The following is a 23,730-nucleotide window of genomic DNA, read 5'->3' as shown; positions in this document are numbered from 1 at the left end:
GGAGTCACCGCCAGCGGTCGGCGGGTGGTGCACCGCCGGCACGCGGTACGTCGTCCTGGGGCGGGTAGCCGTAGCGCTCGTCGACTCGCCGCCGGCCGGTCCGCTCCGGCGCGGGCTCCGCCTGGTGGCCACGCTGGCGCGGCGGGCGCCACTCGTCGGGCACCGGCACACCGCCGACCGGCAGCGCCGGCCTTCCCGGCTCGGCCCGCCGTCCACCGTCGCGGTCGTGGCGGCGCGCCGGCTCATCCCGGGGGTACGACTCCCGCTCCTCATACCGGCCGGCGTCCTCGTGGCGGCGCGGCTCTCCGTACTGGCCGGCGTCCTCGTACCGGCGCGGCTCGTCGTACTGGCCGGCGTCCTCGTACCGGCGCGGCTCGTCGTACCGGCCGGCGTCCTCGTACCGGCGCGGCTCGTCGTACCGGCCGGCGTCCTCGTGGCGGCGCGGCTCCTCGTGGCGGACGGCGGCCCAGCGGTCAGCCACCCGGTACTCGGTGCCGGTGGCATCGGCGTGCACCTCGGCCCGGCGCTCGCCGACCCGCAGCTCGCGGCCGTTCTCGTCGTCGCGGACAGCGGCCCACCGGTCACCGGCCCGCAACTGCGACCAGTACTCGCCGGTGTCGTCGGCCCGCAGCGGCGGCCCGGGCTGCGGCGCTGCGGCACTCGCCCGATCGCGCTGCTCCGACCAGCCTCGATCGTCCGGGCTCTCCCAGGAGCCCGCCTCCGGCCGGTCCGGTGAGCGGTGCGACCGGGCCGCCGGAGCGGGCTCGTCGGGCTGGGCGTACGCGTCGCGCCGATCGGTCCACTCTGGTTCGTCGCCGTACCCGGCTCTGGGGCGCTCGTCCGCGCCGCCGCCCCGGGACCACTCCTGCGCGGGCGGGGTCCACTGGCCGGCGTACCCGCCGCCGTAGCGCCCAGCCGAATCGGCCGCGCCGCCGTCCACCACTGTGTGCCGGGTGGTGACGTGCACGGTCTCGGTGTGCCGAACCACGCCCGCCGGCCGGTGCGCCGGTTCGGGGCGGTCGTGCTCGCGGGGACGGGCTGAGCCGTACGCGGTGGCGGCCGGCCGTTCCCCGCCGTACATCCCGGCGGGGGCCGGCGGCTCGGCGGCCTCCCGTGCGTACGCAGGCTCGTCGTCTTCGGTCTGCTCGGGGCGACCCCACCGAGGCGCGTCCTCGGGGCTCGACACGCGGGCTCGGCCTGCCGGCGCGTCACCCGGCACCGGGACCCGGCTGCGGGCCACCGGCGCGTCGTCCACCGGCGGCTCGACGACCGGCACGCGCGCCCGCCCAGCACCTGCCGGATCGACGGCGGGGGCGGCACCGGCGAGGGCGGCACCGCTGGCATCGAGCCGACGCCGGACGGCGGCGATTCCCTCCTGGGCTCGTTGTGCCTGGTCGAGCGCCTGATTTCCGCGCTGCGCCGCAGCCACGATCTCGCCGCGCAGCTCCCGGCGCAGTTCTTCGATCTCACCCTGCAGCTCGTCGGCCCGCGCCGAATCGCCCTCTCCGTCGGGTCGCAGCGCGATGGAGAGACCGATCAGCACCACCGCGACGATGGCGAGCACCGCGGCGAAGCGCAGCGGGCCGTTACCGTCGGCCACCAGCAGAATCAGTGCCGCGACCGGCGCGAGAGCGACGCCGGCCCAGAAGAGCATGGTCAGCAGCGGTGGTTGACGCCGGGCGTCGGAGTTGGCCAGGGCTGGCATGGCTGTGCAGCCTACCGAGGATGTCCACCGGAGGGAACGGGGTCCCTAAGATGCTCGGACGCCCCCGCCCGGTAGCGGGCGGAGGCGTCCTCAGCAGGTACGGAGAGTCCTCAGCTGGTGGCGAAGGCGCCATCCGACGAGAAGATCAGCCCCACGCTTATCGAACCGTCGCGCAGCCCGCTCTTGGTCAACGGTCCACCCTGGTCCAGCGAGGAGAACTTGCCCACCGACAGCCCGTACGTCTTCTCCAGGCCCGGCTTGCAGAACGGACGCTGCTCGCACTCCGGCGGGCCGCCCAGCACGGTCGCGCTGCCGGAGCATTTCGCCGCGAACTCGGAGAGGGTCCGCACGCCGTACTTGTCGGCGAAGGCCTGGGTCACCGCGAAGGCGTTCTGGTCCTGCGCGGCGGCCGGGGTGCCGAAGGTGATGCCCACCTTGTCGCCCTCGGCCTTGAGCGCGGTCACCGTCGTGTTGATGTCCGGCGAGGAGATCGGCGGAGGAGTGCCGCCCTTGGCCTTGGTGTTGAGGAACTCGGCCATGGTCGCCGCGTACTCCGGGACGACCTGGATCTCGCCCTTCACCAGCGCCGGCTCGTAGAGCTCGCGGTTGCCGATCTGCTGCACCTTGACCTGGTAGCCGGCCGCGGTGAGCGCGATCCGGTACAGCTCGCCCAGCGTCTGACTCTCGGCGAAGTTGGCGGCGCCCACCACGATCTCGCCGCCCGGGCCCTTGGCGATGCCCGCGGTGAGGTTGTTGTCGGAGGCGAACGCCTCGGCCGCCACCTTGGGCGTCTTGCGGTCCTCGTTCACCGCCTTGTTCAGCTGGATCAGCTTCGGCGTGTCGAGCGCGGCGGAGACCTTGTCCAGTGCGGCGATCAGCTGCGGGTTCGCCGCCTTGCTGTTGACCGCGGGGATGACGTTGTCGGAGTTCTGGAGCTTCTTGTCGTCCTGCAGAGCGATGAGCTGCTGGCCGGCGACCGGGGCGCACCCGGCGCCGGAGGCGCTCTGCTGGGGTGCGTCGGTGCCGGACGACCCGGCATCACCGCAGCCGGTGAGAAGCGCTGCCCCGGCGACGGCGCTGACCGCGCCGATGGCCAGCCGTGTACGTGCGCGCATGTGCCCGCCTTCCGTGTCCCGGCGCGGCCCGTCCGGGCCGGCCGCGTGTCCGACGGACGATCCTGACTGTCGGTCGCCCGCGAATATCCACCCAACATGCTCCGCAACCGACCGACAACTTGGGACGGACTTCGTCACCGCATCGTCACCGATCGGACCGGCGTGGGTCGTCGGCTCGACGCCGGGCTCACCCGGACGGGTCAGGCGCTTCCGGTGGCATCGGCGGCGCGGGGCCGCCCCAGACGCTGCCGCCCACGCCGCAGTGGTCGGGGGGTGACCAGCCGTTCGACGCCGCCGAGAACCACCTCGGCCAGCAGCGCCAGCCCGGCCACCAGCACACCGCCAGCGAGGATCTGCCCACCGCCGGCCGCGATACCGATGCCGAAGCCAGTCCGGATGATCTGCCCGAGGCCACCACCGTTGACGAACGAGGCCAGCGCCGCGGTCGCGATCACCTGGACCGCCGCGGTCCGGAAGCCGGCCGCCAGGTAGGGCACCGCGAGCGGCAACTCCACCTGGCGCAGCAGTTGCCCGCTGGACAGACCCATTCCACGGGCCGCGTCGCGGGCCTCCGGGTCCACCTGCCGCACCCCGGTGTACGCGTTGGCCAGCAGCGGCGGCACGGCGAAGACGGCCAGCGCCACCACGACCGGCGTCTTCCCGAAGCCGCTGGCGAAGACGACCGGCAGGATGGTCAGCAGCGCCAGGGTGGGGATGGCCAGGGTGGCGTTGGAGATCAGCACCACGAGGCCGGCACCTCGGCCGAGGTGCCCGAGCCAGAGCCCGAGCGGCCACGCCACCAGGCAGCCGAGCGCCACCGCCAGCGCGGAGATCGTCAGGTGCTCGCCGAGCCGGTCCAGCATGCCGCCCGGGTTGGTCCAGTTCAGTGGGTCGTTGATCCAGACGATCGCCTGGCCGACCGGGTTCGCCGCGACGGTCACCGTGCCCTCCGAGTGGACCAGGGGCTCACCAGTCGGGCGACCAGGATGAGCAGCAGGTCGAGCACGACCGCGAGCGCCACGCAGAGCAGGGCGGCGGTCATGATCTCGGCCTTGTAGAGGTTGTTCTGGAAGCCCGCGAAGATCAACTGCCCGAGCCCGCCGTGCCCGACCAGCACCCCGACCGTGACCAACGCCACCGTGGAGACGGTCGCCAGCCGTACGCCGGTCACGATGCCCGGCAACGCCAACGGCAGGTCGATCCGGAACAGCCGGCCCCACCGGCCGTAACCCATGCCCTCGGCGGCCTCGCGCACCTCCGGGGGCACCTGGTTGAGCCCGGCCACCACGTTGCGCACGATCAACAGCAGCGCGTAGAGGACCAGCCCGACCAGCACCGTGGTCGCCCCGGTGCCCAGGTAGGGCGCGATGAACGCGAAGAGCGCCAGCGACGGGATGGTGTAGACCACCCCGCTGACGGCGAGGATCGGGCCGGCGAGCGGACGGAACCAGTACGCCAGCACGGACAACGGCAGCGCGATCAGCACCGCGATCAGCACCGCCCGCCCGGTGAGGGAGGCGTGTTCGCGCACCGCAGCGAGGATCGTGTCAGAGTTGTCCCGCACGTACTGCCAGGAGAACCAGGGGTTACCCGGGTCGGCCCGGTAGCTCAGGCGGAAGGACATACGTGGACGTTACCCCGGGGGCCGCCAACGTGGCCCAATCCCCTCGCGCGGCATCGATCTCCCTGCACGGCATCCAGAAGCGCTACCCGAACGGCACCGAGGCTGTCCGGGAACTCAGCCTGGACGTCCGCGCCGGTGAGCTGGTGGTGCTGATCGGCCCGTCCGGCTGCGGCAAGTCGACAGTGCTGCGCATGATCAACCGCTTGATCGAGCCGAGCGCCGGCCGCATCACCCTCGGCGACGAGGACGTCAGTCACGTCGACCCGGTGCGGCTACGCCGCCGAATCGGGTACGTAATTCAGAATGTCGGGCTTTTTCCACACCAGACGGTGCGGGCCAACGTGGCCACCGTGCCGGGGCTGCTCCGCTGGCCCAAGGGCCAGACCCGGGCCCGGGTCGACGAGCTGCTCGACCTGGTCGGGCTCGACCCGACCGAGTTCGGCGGTCGCTACCCACAGGAGCTCTCCGGTGGCCAGCGGCAGCGGGTCGGGGTGGCCCGCGCGCTCGCCGCCGACCCGGTGGTGCTGTTGATGGACGAGCCGTTCTCGGCCGTCGACCCGATCGTCCGGGCCCGCCTCCAGGAGGAGTTCCTCCGCCTTCAGGCCGAGGTCCGCAAGACGATCGTGCTGGTCACCCACGACCTCGACGAGGCGGTCCGACTCGGTGACCGGATCGCGGTGCTCTCCGAGGGCGGGCACCTGGAGCAGTACGACACACCGGCCGCCCTGCTCGGCGCACCCGCCACCCCGTTCGTACGCGAGTTCGTCGGCGCCGACCGGGGCATCCGCCGGCTGGCGGTCACCCCACTCGACCGGGAGTCGCTGGAGCCGGTGCCCGGGGACGCCGCGGCTGACCTGCCCACCGTCGCACTGGACGGCTCTGCGTACGACGCGTTGGCGGTGCTGCTCACCTCGGGCCAGGACCGGCTCGTCGTGACCGACGCCGGTCGTCCGGTCGGTGCGCTCAGCCGGCAGCGCCTCCTCGACCTCGGCCGTCCGACCAGCTGACCTGCCTCGGTCGTCCGCCTGACCTGCCTCGGTCAGGCGCGCCCGCCGAGGCTGGCGGTGCCAATGATCCACCCGGTGAGGAAGCCGTAGCCGGCGCCGGTGCTGGCGTCCTGCAAGGCGCCCAGCAGTGACGGCGACGGGCCGAGCAGCGCCGCCAGCACGGCGGCGAGCCCACCGGCCAGCACGTACGCGGCCCAGCCGGAGAAGAACTGGCTGACCGGCCCGGGCACCCGGGCGACCTGGGCGGCGGGCAGCAGGTAGAGCAGGGCCACCGCGAGCACCACGAGCAGCACGGCCCGCAGGTCGGCGGCGAACAACCCGCCGGCCTGCCCGTCCGCGTCGAGCCGCCAGGCCGGCCAGGCGAGCAGGCGCGCGTAGAAGGCGCCGGCCGAGTTCGGGTCGGTCTGGGTGGCGGCCCAACCGGTGTACGCCGGGCTGCCGCAGATGCCGACCAGCAGCAGCACGGCGAGCGCCCCGGTGCCGGCGGCGGTGCCGTAGCGGCTGACCGGGCCGGAGCGGTGGAAGATCGACGCGATCCGCCCAGGTCCCGAACCGGTGGCTCGGGCCGGCCTGGACTGCCCCGAGCGGCTCAGTGCTTCAACAGGTAGTCGATGAAGGCGGCCCGCAGCAGCGGCGCCGACTCCTCGTAGCCGTGACCGGTCAGCTCCCGCCACAGCGCGTTCGCCTCGTCGATCGTCGGGCCGATCGAGTTGGGAGCGCCGTCCAGCACGGTGGCCTCGTCCGCGTTCGGCAGGTGGCGCAGCACCGACCAGTAGAACTTCACGTCCCGACGCTCCCGGGCAAGGGCGAACGCCCGCTCCCGCAGCTCCTCGGTGGACAGCGCGTCAAGCTCGGCGAACGAGGTTCCGCCCGGGGCGGCGGCAGGTGTGTCGGTCATGCCGCCGAGCCTAACGGTCGAGATCAGCTCCGGCTCGGCGGACGCGATGTGGCTCACCGCTCGTCGGTGTCCCACCGACGCGGGCTGTCCTCCCAACGCGGGTCCCGCCACGGGTCGACCGACTGCGGCGCGGCCTGGGTCGGCAGCGTGGGAGGCCAGTTGTCGGCCGACTGCGGCTGCGGCACCGTCCAACCCGAGCTGATCGTGCCGTCGCCGAGGGGCTCGGGCTTGTCGGTGCTGCCCGGTCGGGGCCGACCGAACGTCTCGACCAGCCTGGTGACCAGCAGCCCGACAGCGAGCGCGACCCCGCCGACCACCCAGTTGCTCAGCGTCCAGCCGCGCTCCGGCGCGTACACCTGGAAGACCGCGACCAGGCTGACCGCCAGCACCGTGCCGAACACACCACCCCGGCGACCGTACGCGCTGGTGCCGGCGAGCAGGGCCACGCCGACCGCCAGCACCGTCCAGTCCAGCCCCGAGGTGGGCGCCACCGGCCCGGGGTCGTTCGCGGCGAGCAGCACACCGGCGAGAGCGGCCAGCACCGTGGAGAAGACAAGCGCGACAGCGGTCACCACGGCCGCCACCGCGCCGCGCCGACGGGCCGGGTCTCCGATCGGTCGGTACCGGCCGACCAGACGACGGATCGCCCGGATAGCGCCGAACAGCCCGCCGAGGACGGCCACCGCGGCGAATCCGGCGAAGAGATAGCCGGCGCTGCGCCCGGGGTCGTAGTCGCTCTGCACCAGCACGGGCGCCGACCGGCGTTCGATGTACACCACCACTGCGGCCGCGCCGGCCAGGCTGGCGGCCCAGCCCGGCACGTGCAGCACCACCACGGCCAGCGCCAGCACGAGCCCGCCCGCCGCGGCGACCGCCACGGCCATCCCGATCGACTCCGGCAGACCCCGGTCACCCTGCTCGGCGTAGTGCAGGGCGGACGCGACCGCGATCGGGCCGATGGCCAGGTTTGGTGCGGCCGTGCGCAGGCTCAGTCCGGCGGCCAGCGCGAGCAACCCCAGCCCGACCGCGTCGACCAGCAGGGTGCGCAGGTTGTCGCCGCGCACGGCGGCCGAGTCCTCCTGCCAGAGCAGCCAGCCCACAGCGGCAAGACCGGCCAGCAGCAGCAGCTCCCACCCCAGATGTACGCCGATCCGGTCCCGGCCGGGCTCACCGTGGGTGGGGTCGTCGAAGACGTTCTCCAGCACGGCGGACGACACCCCCGACGAGGGTTCGGCCGACCGCTCCCGGCCCGCTTCTTCGTACCCCATGACGCCGCCTCCCCAGTGGCCGACCGCCCCCAGTCCGGCGCTCGGACGAACCCTGGGCGGCCCTTGCTCTCCGATCGCAGGCACCGTACCCGCGCCCGCAGCCGGGCGTAACCCCCTGCTCAGCGCTGGCCGGGGCGGCTGTCCCGTGGGTCCTGCTCGCGCTCGTCGTCCGGGCGCTCCGGCACGCGGCAGGAGCGTTCCAGCCAGAGCGCGGCGCCGACCAGGGCCAGCGAGGCGAGCAGACCACCGCCGGCGGCCGGTCGATCGTCCAGGGCAGCGCGGGTCGTCTCCACGAAGAGCCAGCCGGTGAGCCCCGCGTAGAAGCCCGCGAAGATCGCCGCAGCCAGTGCCGACGCCTTGGCCAGCACCACGAAGCGGGCAACCATCAGCGGGTTGACCGGCTCCCGGCCGGGCTTGCGCTCGATCCGGCTCCGGGTGTTGATCGCGGCGTACGCCTCCAGCACGGCGAGCCCGGCCAGCGTCACCACCGGCAGCCAGGGCAGCCGAGGAATGCCGCTGTAGTAGAGGGTGCTGATCAGCAACCAGGCCACCGCCGCCGCGGCCAGGCCGGCCACGAACAGGGTCGAGATCCGGGTGGGGCCCATCCGGGACCGATCCGGGCCCGACCCGCCCGAGGGTGGGGGCTTCGCCTGCGTCATGCCGGCCGGTTCCGCTCGGTCATGCCGTCGACTCTAACGCCAAGTCCGGCCGGGGACGCAGTTCCAACGCCTCGTCCGCCGCGGGGCCGGTGGTCAGCAGGTCGGTCAGCCAGCCGTGGCCGGGCAGCTGACCGTACGGCTGGATGTCGATCCACGGACGCAGCACAAAGGCACGCAGGTGCGCTCGGGGGTGCGGCAGGGTCAGCTCCTCCTCGTCGCTGAGCACCGGCTCGTCGTCGTCACCCCAGACCGCGATCACGTCCACGTCGAGGGTGCGCGGCCCGAACCGCCGCTGCGGGTCACGGACCCGACCGGCCGCGCGCTCCGCGTCACGAGCCCGCTCCAGCCAGTCGCGGGGGGTCGCGCTGTCGTCCTGGGCGAGCACCACCGCGTTCAGGTACGCGGGCTGGTCCGCGTCGCCCCACGGTGGAGTCTCGTACACCCCGGAGAGCACGAGCACCGCGTCGCCGAGCGTGGCGACGGCCGTACGCAGGTGCTCCAGACGGTCGCCCAGGTTACTGCCGAGCGACAGGACGGCCCGGGTCACCGGGCACGCGTCCGGGTCATGGTGACAGCCACGTCGGTGAAGGTGTGCGGCACCGGCGCCTCCGGCTTGTGCACGGTGATCGTGGCGGTGTCGACCCGCTCGTCGGCCAGGCAGACCGCGAGGAGTCGGTCGGCGAGGGTCTCGATCAGGTTGACCGGCTCGCCGGTCACCACCGCGACCAGGCGTTCGGCCAACTCGCCGTAGTGCACCGTGTCGGTGACGTCATCGCTGGCCGCGGCCGGGGCGAGGTCCAACTCCAGGACGGCGTCGACCACGAAGTCCTGCCCCTGTACGCGTTCGAAGTCGTACACCCCGTGCCGGCCGCGCGCCCGCAGGCCGGTCAGGTGGATCCGGTCCGTCGTCATGGCCGTACCTCGTGCTCGTGGTCGTGTTGTGCTGGCTTCTTCTCGTGCGAGGGCACGGCCAGGCGGGGGCGCCCGGTCGCGGCCCAGACGGCGAGCGCGTCAGCGGTGGCCCGCACGTCGTGCACGCGTACGCCCCAGGCGCCCGCGGCGACCGCCAGCACGCTGGTGGCCACGGTTGCCGCCTCCCGCTGGGCGGTCGGCCGCGGCGTGCCGTCCGGGGCGGTGAGCAACCCGCCGAGGTACGACTTACGGCTCGCCCCGAAGAGCAGTGGGTAGCCGAGATCCAGCAGCTCCGGCAGGCGGGCGCTGAGCTCCCAGTTGTGCGCGGCCGTCTTGGCGAAGCCGAGCCCGGGGTCGACGATGAGGCGATCGGCGGCCACGCCGACGGCCAGCGCCGCGTCGATCCGTTCCGCCAACTCGGCCCGGACCTCGGCCACCACGTCGGTGTAGGTGGCCAGCTCGCGCATCTCGCGGGAGTGGCCACGCCAGTGCATCAGCACCCAGGGGCAGTGCGCGTCGCGGACCACGCGGGCCATGTCCGGGTCGGCCAGCCCGCCCGAGACGTCGTTGACCACCGCCGCGCCAGCGGCCAGGGCGGCCTCCGCCACCCGCGCGCGACTGGTGTCGACGCTGACCAGCACGCCGGCGGCGGTCAGCTCGCGGATGACCGGCAACACCCGGTCGGCCTCGGTCGCGGCGTCGATCCGCTCGGCGCCCGGGCGGGTCGACTCGCCGCCGATGTCGATGAGGTGCGCACCGGCATCGCGCAGACGGACGCCGTGTCCGACGGCAGCATCCAGGTCGGCGTACCGTCCGCCGTCGGAGAAGGAGTCCGGTGTGACGTTGAGAACGCCCATCACCACCGGGCCCGAAGCCCGCACCAGATCGGTCACGACTAGACGGTACCGGTCGCGGCAGCGGTGCCCACCGACCCGGGTCGGCCCCGCACCAGCACCCCTGACGTGCCACTTAGAACAGGTGTACGATCGGACATCCGAGCAGCATCGGGCAGCCCCTTCGCGGCTTGTCGCAATCCGGGGCGGCCCGTACGCTTTGGAATTGGCCAGCATAGAGATGGCGAAGCTTGGAGGGAGGGCCGAAGCGGGGGAAAACCGCCCAAACCTCGCCACCCTCCGTGGTGAGTAACGAACACAGGGTCAAGAACGCCATGCCCTGTGGAGCACTTTTCCCGCCAGGCTTGCCTATTGCACCGCCGCGGCACCGCCGGCCGCGCTATGGGGAGGTTCCAGTGATCGCCTTCGAGCTCATGGAGACGGCGTCGTCCGGCGTCGCCCACGCGCTCTCCACCCTGGCGTCGGCTCCACTCGCGGAGCCGGCACCGAAGGGGATCGACACCAACAGTGTCGTCACCTTCTTCGCCAGCAAGATCGCGCCGATCCTGCTCGCCGTCCTGGGCGTCATCTTCATCGGTCGCGCCAGCCGAGGCGAGATCTCCAAGGTGCTGACCAGCTCCGCGATCGCCATCGTCGGGCTGGCCTTCATCGCCGGCGCGGCAACACTCTTCTTCGTCGGCGATTACCTGATCGACCTGATCTTCGAATAGGCGCGTTCACCAGATGCGGCTACGCACCGACGACGACATCTACCGGGCCCGCCTGGTCTACCTCGGGCCGCCCGGCTACACCCTTCCGGTCCACCTGCCCTACGCCCAGTACGGGCTCTTCATCCTGCTGGTCCCCCTCTACATGTTCATCCACTGGCTGTTCACGTTGACGGTCGAGCTCTTTCCAGCCTGGGAGATCGCGCTCGCCATCGTGACCACGTCGTTCATCTTCCGGCACGTCGACCCCGATCGGCCGGCGCGGGTGGTCATCCGCACCGCGCTTACCGACTGGCGACGCACCCGGGAGCCGGCGGTCGAGCAGCGCGATCCGCGCCTGGTCGGCAGCCGGATCAGGATTCGGGAGGAGCTGGCATGACCGGGCGTACGTCGAATGGTCCGTCGCAGGACGCGGGCAAGGGTCTGCCGACAGTCGCTAAGGCGGACGCATGAGTCGCTCCTCCACGCCGGGTTCCCCGGCCGGCCGCCCGGCCGCGCCGGCAGGTCACCGTGCGCACTCGTTCGACTACACCGAGGCCGAGGACGAAGTGGCGCTCGACCCTGCGCTGGTGACCTCGCCCGGTCACGGCGCCGTCGGCGTGTTCCAGGCGCCCCGGCCGGTTCCCCGCCGGACGCCACCCGCCGAGCCCACCGCGGTGTCGGCGGGTGAGAACGCCGACATCGACTCCCCCTTCCTGGACCTCTTCGGCGGGGCACGGCCCGGCTCGGCGCGAGCCGTCACAGCCGGGCCGAGCACCCGGGAGCAGCCGGCGATCCCGCATCAGCCGCCGCCCGCCGCCAGCCCGGCACCAGCTCGGGCGACTCCTGAGCTCGAGCCACCGTGGACGCCCGCCGACCAGCCCGGCAGCGGTAGCCGGCCGGTCGAGCCACGGCACGGCGGCGGTCAGCCAGCCAGCGAGTCCCGGGTGCCGCAGCAAGCCGGCGACCGACGGCCGATGCACAGTCCACCGGACGAGCTCGACCGGCCCAGCGGCCGTGGGTCACCGTCGGCGGTCACCGGTCCCGCTGGTCGGTCGGCCAGCCGACCCACGGCCACGCCGCCGGCCCGGCCAGCGGCGCAAGCGGCCCGGCCCCCAGCCTCGGCGAAGCAGCCGGCCAGCATCGCTGCCGCGGATCGGCCGGCTCTGGAACGCACGGCGCGCCGGGCCACCGCCCCGGATCGACCCAAGGGCGCCGGCACGGAGCCCATCGGGAAAGAGGTCGCTCCACCCCGACAACGCGCCGCGGACCGACCGATCAAACCGACCCGGGTACGCGCTCCAAAGATCAAATTTGGAGATCGGGACCCGTCGGTCGAGTTGGCCATCACCGAGATCGCCGGCCACCTGACCTTCACTCCGAACACCGTCACCGCCTGGTATTGGCTGCCCGAGGTCCGCTGGGCGTTCCGGCCGGACGCCGAACGCGAGGCGCTGCTGTCGGCGATCTCCGAGCAGTACGCCGGCCTGGCCGGCTTCCGACTGCACCTACGCCGCACCACCCGGCCGTTCCCCGCCGACGAGTGGGCGCGCACGATCGACACGCACACCTCGGCGCCGCTACCCGACGTACCCGGCACCACCGGCTGGGCCGATCACCTGGTCGCGGCCCAACGGCACCTGATGGCGGTCAACCACGCCGAGGGGCAGACCTACCTCGGTGTCACCTTCGCCCGCCGTTCCCTTGGCGACTCGCTCACCGAGCGGCTGCTGCGCACCTTCGGCCGGGGCACCGCCGACGGCGAACGCCGCAAGCTGGGCCGCACCGTGGAACAGTTCGACGAGGTGCTCGGCGCGTTCGGCATGCGCGGCCGGCGGGTCACCGCCCAGGAGCTGGAGTGGCTGCTCTACCGCTCGGTGGCGCTGTGCATGTCACCGCCGAGCACCCTCTCCCCCGTCACCGACGGGCGCTGGGAACGCGGGGACCTGCTCGCCATGACCGAGCAGGTCGAGCGCTACCGCACCCCGTACGGCTCGACGGTCAAACTGGTCAACCGGATGACCGGCGAGGAACGGCACGTGGCCGTGCTCGCGGTCGGCCGGATGGAGCCGCTGGAGATCCCGGAACGGCACGAGCCCTGGCTGCATTTCCACGAGCGACTGCCCTGGCCGATGGAGATCTCCACCCGTGTGGACATCCTCGGCTCCGGCGATTCCTTCCGCAATCTCGAACACCGGCTGCGGATGATCCGCTCGCAACAGCTCGACTACGCCGAGCACGGCATCGACGCACCCCCGGAGCTGGAACGTCTCGCCAAGCGCGCCCTGGTGATCGGCGACGAGATGACCACCGGTCTGCCGGTCGACTCGGCCCGTGCCCACGGCTGGCACCGGATCGCCGTCGGCGGCCGGACCAGGGAGGAATGCCTCGAGCGGGCCCGTCGGCTCATCCAGCTCTACTCCCGGGAGCTGCGCATCTCGCTGCAACACCCCAAGAACCAGGACTGGCTGGCCCGCGAGTTCATTCCCGGCGAACCGATCGCCAACACCGGCTACGTCCGCCGCATGCCGGTGCCGCTGCTCGCCGCCGCGCTCCCCCAGGCCGCGTCGAACGTGGGCGACCGGCGGGGCGACCTGATCGGCCGGACCGCCGGCACCTGCCGCCGCCCGGTCTTCCTCGACCTGCACTTCCCCATGGAGGTCCGGGAACGCTCCGGTCTCGCGGTCTTCGTCGCCGAGCCGGGCGGCGGTAAGTCGACCCTGCTCGGTGCCCTGGGCTACCTGGCCGCCCGGCGAGGTGTCCAGGTGACCCTGCTCGACCCGTCCGGCCCGCTGGCCCGCCTCTGCGCGATGCCCGAGCTGCGGCCGTACTCCCGGGTGTTGAACCTGACCGGCTCGGAGCACGGCACCCTGGCGCCCTACTCGCTCATTCCGACGCCGCTGCGCACCGAGTTCGGCGTCGGCGCCTCCGGTGACCGGGAGTTCGAGATCGCGGTCTCCAACGCCCGCGCCGAGCGGCGAATGCTGGTCCAGGACATCTGCATGATGCTCGTTCCGCCGCAGGTGGCCAGGGAGGCGTCGACCGCCACCCTCTTCCGGCACGCCGTCCGCCAGGTCCCGGCCGAGGAGACGTCCACCCTGGACGACGTGGTGAGCTGCCTCGGGCGGCTCGACGACGACGCCGGCAAGGAGTTGGCAAACCTCCTGCTGGACACCGCCGAGATGCCACTGGCCATGCTCTTCTTCGGCCGACCGCCGGAAGGGCTGCTCGGTGCCGACGCGGCACTCACCGTGATCACCATGGCCGGGCTACGGTTGCCCGACCTCAAGATTGAACGCGAGTACTGGTCCGCCGAGGAGGCGCTGGCCCTGCCGATGCTGCACACCGCGCACCGGCTCGCCGTCCGACGCTGCTACGGCGGTTCGATGTCGTCCCGCAAACTCGTCGGCCTCGACGAGGCGCACTTCATGGAGGGCTGGCGGTCCGGGCGTTCCTTCCTGGTCCGGCTCGCCCGTGACTCCCGCAAATGGAACCTGGCCGCGCTGGTCGCCTCCCAGAACCCCCGCGACATCCTCGGCCTCGACGTGCAGAACCTCGTCTCCACAGTCTTCGTCGGCCGCATCGCCGAAGACGCCGAGATCGCCTCCGAAGCGCTGCGGCTGCTGCGCGTGCCGGTCAACGACGGGTACGAGGCCACACTCGCCTCGCTGTCCGCCGCCGATACCAACTCGGCCTCCCGCCTCGGCTTCCGTGAATTCGTGATGCGCGACGTGGACGGGCGAGTGCAGAAGGTCCGAGTCGACGTCTCGTACGTCGAAGGCCTGCTGGACCACCTCGACACGACGCCCGCCGCGATCGCCGCAGCGGCCGGAGTGCTGCCGAGCATCCCCCTGCCGGATCTGGAGGCGTGACATGGCGAGGGTCTGGGCAAGGATCATGTCGTTCCTGCTCGCCCTCGGCGTACTGGCCGGGGCTACCCTCAGCTGGCCGCTGATCGGCGCCGAGGCCGCAGCCGCCGCACCGCCCACCGCTCAGGCCCGCGCTGACCTCTGTACGACAGCCGAATGGCAGGCCGACTTCCGCACCTGCGTAGGAAAGCTGAAGCAGGTCAGCCAGGCCGAGATCGAGTGCCGGAAGCCGCCCGTACCATCCGCTCCGGATTCTGGCCTCGCTGGTTGGTTCGCCTCTCGCCCGGATTCGTCCAAGTTGCCCGGGCCGAAGGGCATCTACAGCGACTACGGCTACGGCGGTTACAGCTACAACACCTATGACGTGGATGGTGGATGCGCCTCCACCATCCTTCACCCGGACTACAAGTTCACTACCACGGTCGCTAACGGCGAACTCATGATGGCCACGGCGGTCGTGGGGGCCTCGAACGCTCTGCGGGAGCGGGCCTGGGATCCCCGCACGATGTGGAGCTGGGCCGACCCGCTGGTGGAGAAGGCCACCAAGGCGGTCTACCAGAAGGTATTCAGCGTCTTCGGGATCATCACACTCTGCGTGGTGGGTCTGTATCTGCTCTGGCGTTCTCGCCAGTCGGACATGAGCAATGCGATGACGACGGCCGGGTGGGCGCTACTGGTGATGGTGGCAGTCACCGCACTGGCGGCTTGGCCGGTCAAGTCAGCGAACATCGCCGACGGCACCCTGATCACTTCGCTCGGCGTCGTGCACGACGCCGTAGGTCCGGCAGCTCGGGACACCCCGCCGGATCAGTGCGACGATCCGGATCCCAAGGCCTGCACAGATAACCGGCCGCCGGCCGTCCGTGCCAGCGACACTGCCACCGAGGCGATGCTTTACCGCAACTGGCTGCGCGGAGTGCTTGGCTCGGCGGACAGCGAGACAGCCCGCAAGTACGGCCCAGCCCTGTACGACGCCAAGGCGCTGTCCTGGGAGGAGTCGGAGAAACTCCGCGCTAACCCGGCTACCCGGGATGGCACGATCAAGGCCAAACAGCAGCAGTGGATGACGGTTGCCGAGCAGATCAAGGCCGAGGACCCGGAGGCCTACGAGTTCCTGACGGGAACCCGGGACATGGACCGGATCGGCTCCGGGTTCATCGCGGTGCTCGCGGCTGTGCTCTTCGCGATGTTCGACCTCACCGCGTCGGTGCTCGTGCTGCTCGGCTTCCTGATCTTCCGCTGGGCGGTGATCGCTGCCCCGATCCTCGGCACGATCGGCCTACTCCGGCCCGCCAGCGCTGGGTTACGCCGCCTCGCTAACGCGGTTGTCGCCGCGGTGTTCAACATCGCCATCTTCGGCACCGGCGCCGCGATCTACCTGTTCGCCGTAGATCTGATCATGAGCACACCCACCATGCCGGGTTGGCTTCAGGTGGTGCTGGTCTGGCTCTGCGGGGTGGTCGGATGGCTGCTGCTGCGGCCGTACCGGCGGATCACCCAACTCGGCGGCAAGGACAGCAGCGAGGCGGTCAGTTCGGCCGGCTCGTGGCACCGCCGGTTCTTCCGCGACATGCGAACCGCCGCACGTTTGGACGTCGCTGAGCCGGGCGGCACCGCCGAGCCGGTGGGCGGTCGTCGACGGTCACCCGTCGCGGAGCAGACCCGGCTGCGTCCGGAGGCGCGGCGGGAAGATCCGGCCCCGGTGCCGACCGCTGCGGCCGAGGACCGGCGCGCAGAGGCGGGGCGCCCTGACGGTAAGGAAGGGCGCGACGAAGCGCCGACGACGGAGGACGGGGGGCGGAGCCGCCCGGTCGCCCCGCAGCCCCGGCGCCGAGCGCCAGCGACCTGGACCGAGCCGGATGTACCCGCTGAGAACCCGTCGTTCGTGGTCTACCGACCGGGCTCCACCGAGCGTGCACCGGATCGCACCGGACCTCGGGTGCGCTCAGAGGCGAGGTGACGGTCATGCGACGGGCGATCGAATTCCTCTTCACCCGGGCGCTGCGGTCCCGGCTGGGCGTTGCACTGGTGATCGGAGTGGTGGTCGTCGGCGTGGTTGGGGCGGCCCGGCTGATCTCCCACCCGGTCGATTCGGCGGACGGACTGAGTAACCGCCCGGATGGGCCGATCACCACCGTGAACCCGACGGCCGGCGACGACGGCCTACTCAGCAGCGCGACTCCGCGGTCACCCGTGACGTCACCGGGCGCCCGCACGCCCGAGCAGACCGCCGAGCGCTTCGCCGTGGCCTGGCTGGGTCGCCCGGGGATGACCACCGAAGAGTGGCAGGCTGGCCTACGGCCGCTCTCCACGCCGGCGCTGAGAGAGAAGTTGACCGGTGTCGAGCCCGAGGGTGTGCCCGCCGAGAAGGTCGCTGGGCCTCCAACCATGCGAGAGCGGACCGCGACGTTCGTCGAGCTGCTACTTCCCCTTGATGCCGGTCGGCTCCGGCTGGAGTTGGTCACCTCCGACGATGGTTGGCTGGTCGACGTTCTGGACTGGGAGCGGCCGTGAACGACGTTGACAGCGCTGACAAACGCCGCCGGCCCCTCCGGCTCGGCGTGATCGCCACGGTGCTCACCGGGGCGCTGCTCCTGCTCTGCTGCACCGGCGGCACTGCGGCGTTCTTCCTCGCCGGGCTCGGTGGCGATGACGCCGAGAACGGGGACACCTTGGCCGGCATGGAGTGCGGGCCGGTCCGACCGGTGAACATCACGGGCAAGCTGCCGCGGTTCACCGAGTACGGCGACGCCCAGATCCGCAATGCCGCGATCATCATCAAGGTCGGCCAGGACATGGGCGTACCCTCGCGAGGCTGGGTGATCGCCGTCGCTACCGCGATGCAGGAATCCGCGCTTCGCAACCTGGCGAACAGCGGTGTGCCCGAGTCCATGGCCCTGCCGCACGAGGGAGCCGGCGCCGACCACGACTCGGTCGGCCTGTTCCAGCAGCGGCCGGGGTGGGGCACGGTCGCCCAACGCTTGACCCCCGCGTACGCGGCCCGCAAGTTCTACGAGAAGCTCATCAAAGTGAGCAGTTGGCAACGCCGGCCGCTGAGCGTGGCCGCGCAGCGGGTGCAGATCAGCGCGTACCCGGACGCGTACGCCAAACACGAGGAACTCGCCAGCCGGATCGTGGACGCGCTGTCCGGCGGCGCGGCCCGCACCGTCGAGATCAACGGTCAGGCGGTGTGTGACGCGGCCGAGCGTGGCCAGATCGCCGCCTCGGGCTGGACCGCGCCGATCCCTGGCGGCGTCGGCTCCGGCTTTCGAACTACCGAGCGCCCCAGCCACAACGGCGTCGACATCGGCGCGGCCAAGGGCACCGAGATCCGTGCGGCAGCGGCCGGTCGTGTGCTGGTCGCCACCTGCGACCCTGACTACCGGGGCAAACGAGACTGCGACGTAGACGGCTTCCCTGGAAAGGAGGGCTGTGGCTGGTTCGTCGACCTGCTGCACGCCGGCGGCAACATCACCAGGTACTGCCACATGATGGTTCAGCCCTTCGTCAAGGAAGACCAGATGGTGTCGGCTGGCCAGGTGATCGGCAAGGTCGGCAGCAGCGGCAACTCGTCCGGTCCGCACCTGCATTTCGAGGTGCATCTGCGCAACGACCGTAACTCGTCTGGTGCGGTGAACCCGGTCCCGTTCATGCGCGAGCGGGGCGCCCCGCTACGCGCCGCTGAGTGAGGCCACCGCAGGTATGACCGGACCGTTGCCCGACCCGTTCGCCGACCAACCCGACTGGGCGCCGCAGCCACCTCGGCCTCTGGCCGTCGTCCCCGCGACGGAGCGGGTGGAGCTACGCGGGCGACGGGTCCTGGTCGGGCTGCCAGGGATGGGTTGGCGCGGCGACCTACGCGCTGACGACCGGGTGGTGCAGAGCGCCCGGACCTACGTGCCGGTGATCCCCGAGCACGAGTGGTACCGGGCCGAAGCCGACCAGGTCGAGGTGTTCGCGCCGTTGGTGCCGGTGGAGCGGGTCTGGGTGGAGATGGTCGGCAGTCGACCGGGGGTCGACGGCCCGCGGGATACGGGAATCCGGTTGGTCTCGCTGGACGGCCCGGCGCACCGGACTCCCACCCCCGTCTTCGAAGCGGACGCGGTCACCGGTCGACGGGTGGTGCACGTCGAGGGCGGTCTAGAGCACCGTGACCTTCGAGCGGTCACCGAGACCTACTCGGGTGCCGAGGGGGACATCTGCGTGCGCATCACACCCGAGGTGGAGTGGTACCGCTGGGCCTGGCGCGGCCAGTCACCCACCACCTTGGAAGTGCCGGTTCACCTGTTGTGGATTGAGTGACGTCAGCTCGCCTCTGCGCCGCCACACACTCGCCAACCATCGTGATCCTCGACGACACTGAACGTCCAGTCCTCTCGGCGGCTGCTTCGGACAACGCCCTCGTCGGACCCGGCAATGGTCAGCGTGGTGCCGACGGACTCCCCCGCAGAAGACGGCGTGCGCGTCAGTGGGCCCCAGCTGACCCGCACGGTGACACCAAACTTCGACTCACGCTGCTCAGTCTCACTTCGCAGGTTTCGAATGGCCTCAAGGTCGGCACCACTCTCGCAGGTGAAGAGGTTCGCTTTCGTATCGTTGCGATCCACGAGAAATGCACGCAGATAGTTGTCCACAACTACGTCGGGTGCGCTGCGATCTGGAGCTGTGGCGCGGTTGTACCACACGTAGGCAGTGGCGAGCCCGCCAAGACAGAGCAGGGCAAGCACGCCCGCGACGACCGTGAGCACTGTCCGCATCCGGCGGCGTGGCGGCTGCGGTGCCGGCGTTTCCGGGGCGGGCGGCAGCTGCTCGGACGGTGTCCGCTGGGCCGGTACGCGGGAGACCTGGGAACCGGCGGGGGGCTGCACTGATTCCACCTCCTGAAGTTATCGGCTGGACGCTCCGGAGCCAATGCCTCAGATCCAGCGGATCGTGACGGACCCGTGAGATCCACGACATCACCGGCGCAGCGCCGGGGCACCTCCCGGAGGAGCGCCCTCGGCTGGGATACCGTCTCTGCTTGGGGAGGGGTTGCCAACCTCGGGCAGAGGGGGTGGACGCGGTGGCCGGTCCGAAGGCTCGCACTAACCGCGCCGCAGCCCTGCACCGTCGGGCGGCGGCCGTCGCGACCGCAGCTGCTGGGATTCTGGACGAGACGCGACCGGCCCCGGCCGACCAGCGCCGTCAGTACGAGGTGGCTGACCGCTTACGGACAGCTGCGGCGTTGCTGGCTCCGGGTTGGTCGGGCGCTGCACTGGACACGCTCACTGTGGATTCTCCGGCGGGTGATGGCCCGCCGCCGTTCGTCCGGGTCGGCACTGCTGCGCCGTTGGACGACGCTCGCTTCCCCGCGTTGGTGCCACTTGTCGGCACCGGTCACCTCAGCGTGGACGCTGATGCCCGGGAGCCTCGGGTGGCGGGGTTGCTCCGGGCCGTACTCCTGCGGTTGCTGGGTGCGGCACCGGCGGGTGCCTTGCTGATTCGCGCGGTGGATGCCACCGGGGCTGTGCTTACGCCGTTCGGGGCGCTCGCGGATGCTGGCCTGCTGCCGCCGCCTGCGGTGGACGTGGTGGGTCTGCGCGCGGTGCTGACCGAGGCGGAGCAGTGGGTCACCCCGGGGGCGAGCGGGCGACGCCGCCACGATCGCACCTTGTTGCTGGTGGTGGCCGCGTTGCCGGAGTCGACCGGCCCGACCGACCTGGCGCGCATCGAGACGTTGGCCGAGCAGGGGCCGGCCGCTGGGCTGCACCTGGTGGTGGCGGGTTGGCCTCCCGCCGGCCCGTACTCGGCCCGGGCACCGTTGCCGCACACCACGTCGCTGGCGCTGCGTAACGCGTACGCGCTGCTTGGTGACCCGCCGGGGGCGTCGTTCGCCGGTCCGGGCGCCGATCCGCCGGGCGGTTTGAACTCGCCGGTCTTCGTCGAGTCGGATCCACCGGCCGAGCTGGTCGACGCGGTCTGCCGGCGGCTCGCCGAGCAGGTGGAGGCGGGTTCCCGATTGGCATTGGGTGCTCTGCTGCCGCCCACGGGTGAGCGGCTGTGGGAGTCGGATTCCGCCGACGGGTTGACGACGACCGTCGGCGATGCCGGGGGCCGGTCGGTGCCGCTGGGCTTCACCGAGTTGACCCCGCACTGGCTGGTGAGTGGCCGTTCCGCGGCGGGCCGTGCGGCGTTCCTGACCACCGCGCTGCTCGGCTTGGCCGCCCGGTACGGCCCCGATGACCTGGCGTTCTATCTGGTGGATCTCGGCGACGGCGAGTCCTTCGTGGAGTTCCTGCAGACCGAGCGGGACCGGTCGTGGATTCCGCAGGTCCGCGCGGCCGCGATGGCCGCCGACCGGGAGTACGTCCGGGATCTGCTCGACGAGTTGCTGGCTGAGGTGCAGCGCCGCACGGAGGCGGGCACCCGGGCTGGTGGGCAACGCTTCACGGAGCTGCGTCAGCATCAGCCGCTGCCCCGGATCGTCTGTGTGTTGGACAATGTGCCGCTGCTCTTCGCCGAGCGGGACCGGCTGGCCGTCGAGGTGGCCGCCCAGTTGGACGCGCTGGCCCGGGCGGGCCGGGCGTACGGCGTACACCTGGTCTTGGCGGGTGCCGGCGAGTTGGGGCTGAGCGCCCGCGCGGATGCCGGTCATCGGGATTCGGTGCTGGGGCAGTTTCCGGTGCGGGTGGCGTTGCCGGGCGGCAGCCCGGTGCTGGAGCCGACGAACGACTCGGCGGCGGGTCTGCCGGTGGGCAGCGCGGTGGTGAACACGGCCGGCGGGCTGGGCGGCCCTCGGGGTGCGATCCGGGGTCATGAACGGTTGATCCGCCACCCGGACCCACAGGATCACCCGGAGGTGGTGGAGGGGCTGCGGCACGAGTTGTGGGCGGCCCGCCCGGCCGGGTCGGTGCCGCCGGTGGTCTTCGCGGGTTACGCCCGGCCTCTGCTGGGCAACGATCCGCGCCACCGGGCGGCCTTGGCGGGGCAGGCGCACGGGCCGGCCGCTCTGCTGGGTCGTGCGGTGGACGTGGCCCGCTCGACGGTCGCCGTACCGTTGGGGCCGGCGGCCGGGCGCAACCTCGCGGTGCTGGGCTCGGGCAGCGCGGCGGGCGGGTTGTTGGCGACAGCGGCTCGGAGCACGTCGGCGCACCACGCACCGGGCACCGCTCGCTTCCTGGTGACGGCACCGGACCCGGGCTCCCGGGCGTTGGCGGAGGCGTTGGCCGCCGAGTTGGCGACCCGGCATTCGGCCGAGGTGGTGGATCTGCCGACGCTACTCGCGGACGCCGCCGACGAGCTACCGACGTATCTGGTGGTCTTCGGGCTGGACCGGCCGGGTCCTCGGGAGCTGCCGGTGGACCGGCTGCGCGCTCTCCTGCGGGACGGGCCGCCAGCAGGGAGGCACCTGCTGGGTTGGTGGCGTGCGGTGCCGCCGTTCGCCGCGTTGTTCGAGCCGGCGGGCGAGGTCGACAAGCTGGCTGCGGTGGCCGTGCTGGACGTGCCGGTCGCGCAACTCACCGCGGTCTTCGGGCGGCCGGTCGAGTGGCGCGCGCGCCCTGACCGGGCGGTGCTCTGGGACGGCTCGGACGAGCGGGGCACCGTCCTGGTGCCGTTCGCCGACGAGGCCGGCTGATCGGGTGGCGCGCGTGGAGGGTGTCGAGGTGAATCCGAACGCGACGGTGACCGGGCCGGGCCGGCAGCGGGCCGCCGCGACGAGCGGGGACGCCACGCCGACGACGGTCGAGCCCAGCACAGCCTGGGCGGAGTACCTCGCGGCAGCCCGTCAGCTGGACGGGGTACGCCGCAGCGCGGCCGCCGCCGCCGGTGAGCAGGCCCGGTCGGCGGAGGCTGCCCGGGAGGAGTTGACGGCGGTCCGTACCGGGCTGGCGAGCCAGCAGGAACGGCTGCGGGAGTTGGGCGTACCGGCGATCTCTCTGGTGCCGTCGCCGCCGGAGCTGACCGAGGCGGCCCGGTCGATGGCGGGCGGCCCGGCGGCCGTGCTGGCGGCGCTGCGGGCCGCGCGGGGTCGGGCCGAGGCTGCGGATTCGGCGCTGGCCGCGCGCGGCAGGTTCCGGCCCGGGTCCTGGCCCGCACGAGCGCGCAACCTCCTGGTGTACGGGCCGTTCGCGCTGCTGGTGCCGTTGATCCAGCTCGCGGTGTACGCCGCGACGGGGGTGGGACCGGCCACTGTGGCCGCGCTGATCTGCGGGCTGCCGATGCCGGCGGTCGCGTTCGTCGCCGGGTGGATCGGCATCGGGCGGTTGTTCCGGGTGAGCCCCACCGAGCGGCTGGACCGGACGGTGCGCTTCGGCGCGTTGGTGTGCCTGGTGCCGGCGGTGCTGGCCACGGCCGGCCTGCTGCTGGCCCTCCTCGCTGGCTGACCCGCCGTGGCGGAAGCGCCCGGCCGGAACATCCCGGGCGGGTGCGGAACCGCAACGGCCGGCCGTCCCGGAAGGGTTTCGGCCGGCCGCGGTGCGTCGGGGTGTCAGCGGGGGATGATCAGCGCCATCGCCTCGGCCCGCGACTTGGAGTCCGTCTGCAGGATGCCGCGTACGGCCGACGTGATGGTCTTGGCACCGGATTTCTGGATGCCGCGCATCGCCATGCACATGTGCTCGCACTCGAGCACGACGACGACCCCACGTGGTGCGAGTTTGCTCATCAGGAGGTCGGCGACCTGCGAGGTGAGCCGCTCCTGCACCTGCGGCCGACGGGCGAAGACCTCGACGAGTCGGGCCAACTTGGACAGGCCGGTGATCCGCCCGTCGGGGCCCGGGATGTAGCCGATGTGCGCGCTGCCCCGAAACGGCAGCAGGTGGTGCTCGCAGAGGCTCATCACGTCGATGTCCCGGACGATGACCAACTCTTCGTGGTTGGCCTCGAAGGTGGTGCTGAGCACCTGGGCGGGGTCGACCCGCAGGCCGGCGAAGAGTTCGGCGTACGCGCGGGCGACCCGGGCCGGTGTCTGCTGGAGCCCGTCACGGTCCGGGTCCTCGCCGACCGCGATCAGGATCTCGCGGACAGCCTTCTCGATCCGGCCGAGGTCGACCGCATCCTCGACCGGGCGGCCGGTCAGCTTGCCGCTGATCAGCCGCGCGGCCACGTAGTCCAGCTCGTCGTCGCCGTCGGGTTCGGTCGCGGAGACGGCCAG

23 protein-coding genes are annotated in these 23,730 nt (G+C 72.0%); 10 read left to right on the top strand and 13 right to left on the bottom strand.

All coding sequences use genetic code 11. From position 1 onward, the window contains the following. Positions 1-4: 4 nt before the first annotated feature. The 4 genes from IF46_RS0120500 to IF46_RS0120485 form a co-directional block, all read right to left on the bottom strand. On the bottom strand, positions 5-1,705 hold the full coding sequence (locus IF46_RS0120500; RefSeq protein ID WP_051724035.1) for a hypothetical protein: 1,701 nt from the start codon (positions 1,703-1,705) through the stop codon (positions 5-7). Between the two features lie 110 nt (positions 1,706-1,815). After that, positions 1,816-2,820 carry a glycine betaine ABC transporter substrate-binding protein gene (locus IF46_RS0120495; protein WP_030489961.1) on the bottom strand — a complete coding sequence of 335 codons (1,005 nt, stop codon included), beginning with the start codon at positions 2,818-2,820 and terminating at the stop codon, positions 1,816-1,818. 200 nt (positions 2,821-3,020) lie between these two features. Next, positions 3,021-3,761: an ABC transporter permease gene (locus IF46_RS0120490; RefSeq protein ID WP_030489960.1), complete on the bottom strand. Its 741-nt coding sequence runs from the start codon at positions 3,759-3,761 to the stop codon at positions 3,021-3,023. Then, positions 3,758-4,444, bottom strand: coding sequence for an ABC transporter permease (locus tag IF46_RS0120485; RefSeq protein WP_030489959.1), 687 nt, complete (start codon positions 4,442-4,444; stop codon positions 3,758-3,760). The genes IF46_RS0120490 and IF46_RS0120485 overlap by 4 nt, the downstream gene beginning before the upstream one ends. A gap of 2 nt (positions 4,445-4,446) precedes the next feature. On the opposite strand from IF46_RS0120485, the gene IF46_RS0120480 reads away from it, so the two are divergent. Next, entirely contained in the window at positions 4,447-5,451 is a 1,005-nt protein-coding gene (locus IF46_RS0120480) for an ABC transporter ATP-binding protein (protein WP_030489958.1), read from the top strand. Between the two features lie 32 nt (positions 5,452-5,483). On the opposite strand, the gene IF46_RS0120475 is transcribed toward IF46_RS0120480, so the two are convergent. From IF46_RS0120475 to folP, 7 genes are all read right to left on the bottom strand, one after another. After that, positions 5,484-5,915: a hypothetical protein gene (locus IF46_RS0120475; RefSeq protein WP_420063580.1), complete on the bottom strand. Its 432-nt coding sequence runs from the start codon at positions 5,913-5,915 to the stop codon at positions 5,484-5,486. 125 nt (positions 5,916-6,040) lie between these two features. Beyond that, positions 6,041-6,349 (bottom strand): hypothetical protein, encoded by a 309-nt coding sequence (locus tag IF46_RS0120470; protein WP_030489956.1) that lies wholly within the window; start codon positions 6,347-6,349, stop codon positions 6,041-6,043. A gap of 53 nt (positions 6,350-6,402) precedes the next feature. Then, complete coding sequence (locus IF46_RS0120465) at positions 6,403-7,617, bottom strand: ABC transporter permease (protein ID WP_030489955.1); 1,215 nt, start codon at positions 7,615-7,617, stop codon at positions 6,403-6,405. A gap of 119 nt (positions 7,618-7,736) precedes the next feature. Then, positions 7,737-8,276, bottom strand: coding sequence for a DUF3180 domain-containing protein (locus IF46_RS0120460; RefSeq protein WP_030489954.1), 540 nt, complete (start codon positions 8,274-8,276; stop codon positions 7,737-7,739). A gap of 19 nt (positions 8,277-8,295) precedes the next feature. Continuing rightward, positions 8,296-8,823: a 2-amino-4-hydroxy-6-hydroxymethyldihydropteridine diphosphokinase gene (gene folK, locus IF46_RS0120455; protein WP_030489953.1), complete on the bottom strand. Its 528-nt coding sequence runs from the start codon at positions 8,821-8,823 to the stop codon at positions 8,296-8,298. Then, positions 8,820-9,188 (bottom strand): dihydroneopterin aldolase, encoded by a 369-nt coding sequence (gene folB / locus IF46_RS0120450; RefSeq protein ID WP_030489952.1) that lies wholly within the window; start codon positions 9,186-9,188, stop codon positions 8,820-8,822. Before folB ends, folK begins: the two co-directional genes overlap by 4 nt. Continuing rightward, entirely contained in the window at positions 9,185-10,081 is an 897-nt protein-coding gene (folP, locus tag IF46_RS0120445; protein ID WP_051724034.1) for a dihydropteroate synthase, read from the bottom strand. Before folP ends, folB begins: the two co-directional genes overlap by 4 nt. A 356-nt stretch (positions 10,082-10,437) precedes the next feature. On the opposite strand from folP, the gene IF46_RS0120440 reads away from it, so the two are divergent. From IF46_RS0120440 to IF46_RS0120410, 7 genes are all read left to right on the top strand, one after another. After that, positions 10,438-10,752, top strand: a complete 315-nt coding sequence (locus IF46_RS0120440; RefSeq protein WP_030327982.1) for a hypothetical protein — start codon at positions 10,438-10,440, stop codon at positions 10,750-10,752. Between the two features lie 13 nt (positions 10,753-10,765). Next, positions 10,766-11,128 carry a hypothetical protein gene (locus tag IF46_RS0120435; RefSeq protein ID WP_030327985.1) on the top strand — a complete coding sequence of 121 codons (363 nt, stop codon included), beginning with the start codon at positions 10,766-10,768 and terminating at the stop codon, positions 11,126-11,128. A 70-nt stretch (positions 11,129-11,198) separates the two neighbouring features. Next, on the top strand, positions 11,199-14,600 hold the full coding sequence (locus IF46_RS0120430) for an ATP-binding protein (RefSeq protein ID WP_030489950.1): 3,402 nt from the start codon (positions 11,199-11,201) through the stop codon (positions 14,598-14,600). A gap of 1 nt (position 14,601) precedes the next feature. Beyond that, positions 14,602-16,557, top strand: a complete 1,956-nt coding sequence (locus IF46_RS0120425) for an MFS transporter (protein WP_030489949.1) — start codon at positions 14,602-14,604, stop codon at positions 16,555-16,557. Further along, positions 16,554-17,111, top strand: a complete 558-nt coding sequence (locus IF46_RS0120420) for a hypothetical protein (protein WP_030489948.1) — start codon at positions 16,554-16,556, stop codon at positions 17,109-17,111. The genes IF46_RS0120425 and IF46_RS0120420 overlap by 4 nt, the downstream gene beginning before the upstream one ends. Continuing rightward, entirely contained in the window at positions 17,108-18,286 is a 1,179-nt protein-coding gene (locus tag IF46_RS0120415) for a M23 family metallopeptidase (protein WP_030489947.1), read from the top strand. The genes IF46_RS0120420 and IF46_RS0120415 overlap by 4 nt, the downstream gene beginning before the upstream one ends. 13 nt (positions 18,287-18,299) lie before the next feature. Further along, positions 18,300-18,899 (top strand): hypothetical protein, encoded by a 600-nt coding sequence (locus tag IF46_RS0120410; protein ID WP_030489946.1) that lies wholly within the window; start codon positions 18,300-18,302, stop codon positions 18,897-18,899. Between the two features lie 2 nt (positions 18,900-18,901). On the opposite strand, the gene IF46_RS33875 is transcribed toward IF46_RS0120410, so the two are convergent. Next, a complete protein-coding gene (locus tag IF46_RS33875; protein WP_084597975.1) occupies positions 18,902-19,465 on the bottom strand; it encodes a hypothetical protein in 564 nt (187 codons plus the stop codon). A 185-nt stretch (positions 19,466-19,650) separates the two neighbouring features. Here IF46_RS33875 and IF46_RS0120405 point away from each other — a divergent pair, with 185 nt between their 5' ends. Next, entirely contained in the window at positions 19,651-22,212 is a 2,562-nt protein-coding gene (locus tag IF46_RS0120405) for an FtsK/SpoIIIE domain-containing protein (protein WP_030489945.1), read from the top strand. Between the two features lie 28 nt (positions 22,213-22,240). Further along, positions 22,241-22,960 (top strand): hypothetical protein, encoded by a 720-nt coding sequence (locus IF46_RS0120400; RefSeq protein ID WP_030489944.1) that lies wholly within the window; start codon positions 22,241-22,243, stop codon positions 22,958-22,960. A 104-nt stretch (positions 22,961-23,064) separates the two neighbouring features. Here the strand turns inward: IF46_RS0120400 and folE are convergent, their stop codons facing one another. Beyond that, complete coding sequence (gene folE / locus IF46_RS0120395; protein WP_030328001.1) at positions 23,065-23,730, bottom strand: GTP cyclohydrolase I FolE; 666 nt, start codon at positions 23,728-23,730, stop codon at positions 23,065-23,067.

Origin of the sequence: Micromonospora chokoriensis (assembly GCF_000718555.1) — a bacterium.
In the GTDB taxonomy this organism is placed as follows: domain Bacteria; phylum Actinomycetota; class Actinomycetes; order Mycobacteriales; family Micromonosporaceae; genus Micromonospora; species Micromonospora chokoriensis_B.
This window is presented reverse-complemented; position numbering and strand designations above follow the sequence as displayed.

Coding starts and splice junctions, on each gene's coding strand:
- IF46_RS0120500 (WP_051724035.1), bottom strand. CDS start 1,705: ATGCCAGCCCTGGCCAACTCCGACGCCCGGCGTCAACCACCGCTGCTG.
- IF46_RS0120495 (WP_030489961.1), bottom strand. CDS start 2,820: ATGCGCGCACGTACACGGCTGGCCATCGGCGCGGTCAGCGCCGTCGCC.
- IF46_RS0120485 (WP_030489959.1), bottom strand. CDS start 4,444: ATGTCCTTCCGCCTGAGCTACCGGGCCGACCCGGGTAACCCCTGGTTC.
- IF46_RS0120470 (WP_030489956.1), bottom strand. CDS start 6,349: ATGACCGACACACCTGCCGCCGCCCCGGGCGGAACCTCGTTCGCCGAG.
- IF46_RS0120465 (WP_030489955.1), bottom strand. CDS start 7,617: ATGGGGTACGAAGAAGCGGGCCGGGAGCGGTCGGCCGAACCCTCGTCG.
- IF46_RS0120460 (WP_030489954.1), bottom strand. CDS start 8,276: ATGACGCAGGCGAAGCCCCCACCCTCGGGCGGGTCGGGCCCGGATCGG.
- folB (WP_030489952.1), bottom strand. CDS start 9,188: ATGACGACGGACCGGATCCACCTGACCGGCCTGCGGGCGCGCGGCCGG.
- IF46_RS0120435 (WP_030327985.1), top strand. CDS start 10,766: ATGCGGCTACGCACCGACGACGACATCTACCGGGCCCGCCTGGTCTAC.
- IF46_RS0120430 (WP_030489950.1), top strand. CDS start 11,199: ATGAGTCGCTCCTCCACGCCGGGTTCCCCGGCCGGCCGCCCGGCCGCG.
- IF46_RS0120425 (WP_030489949.1), top strand. CDS start 14,602: ATGGCGAGGGTCTGGGCAAGGATCATGTCGTTCCTGCTCGCCCTCGGC.
- IF46_RS0120410 (WP_030489946.1), top strand. CDS start 18,300: ATGACCGGACCGTTGCCCGACCCGTTCGCCGACCAACCCGACTGGGCG.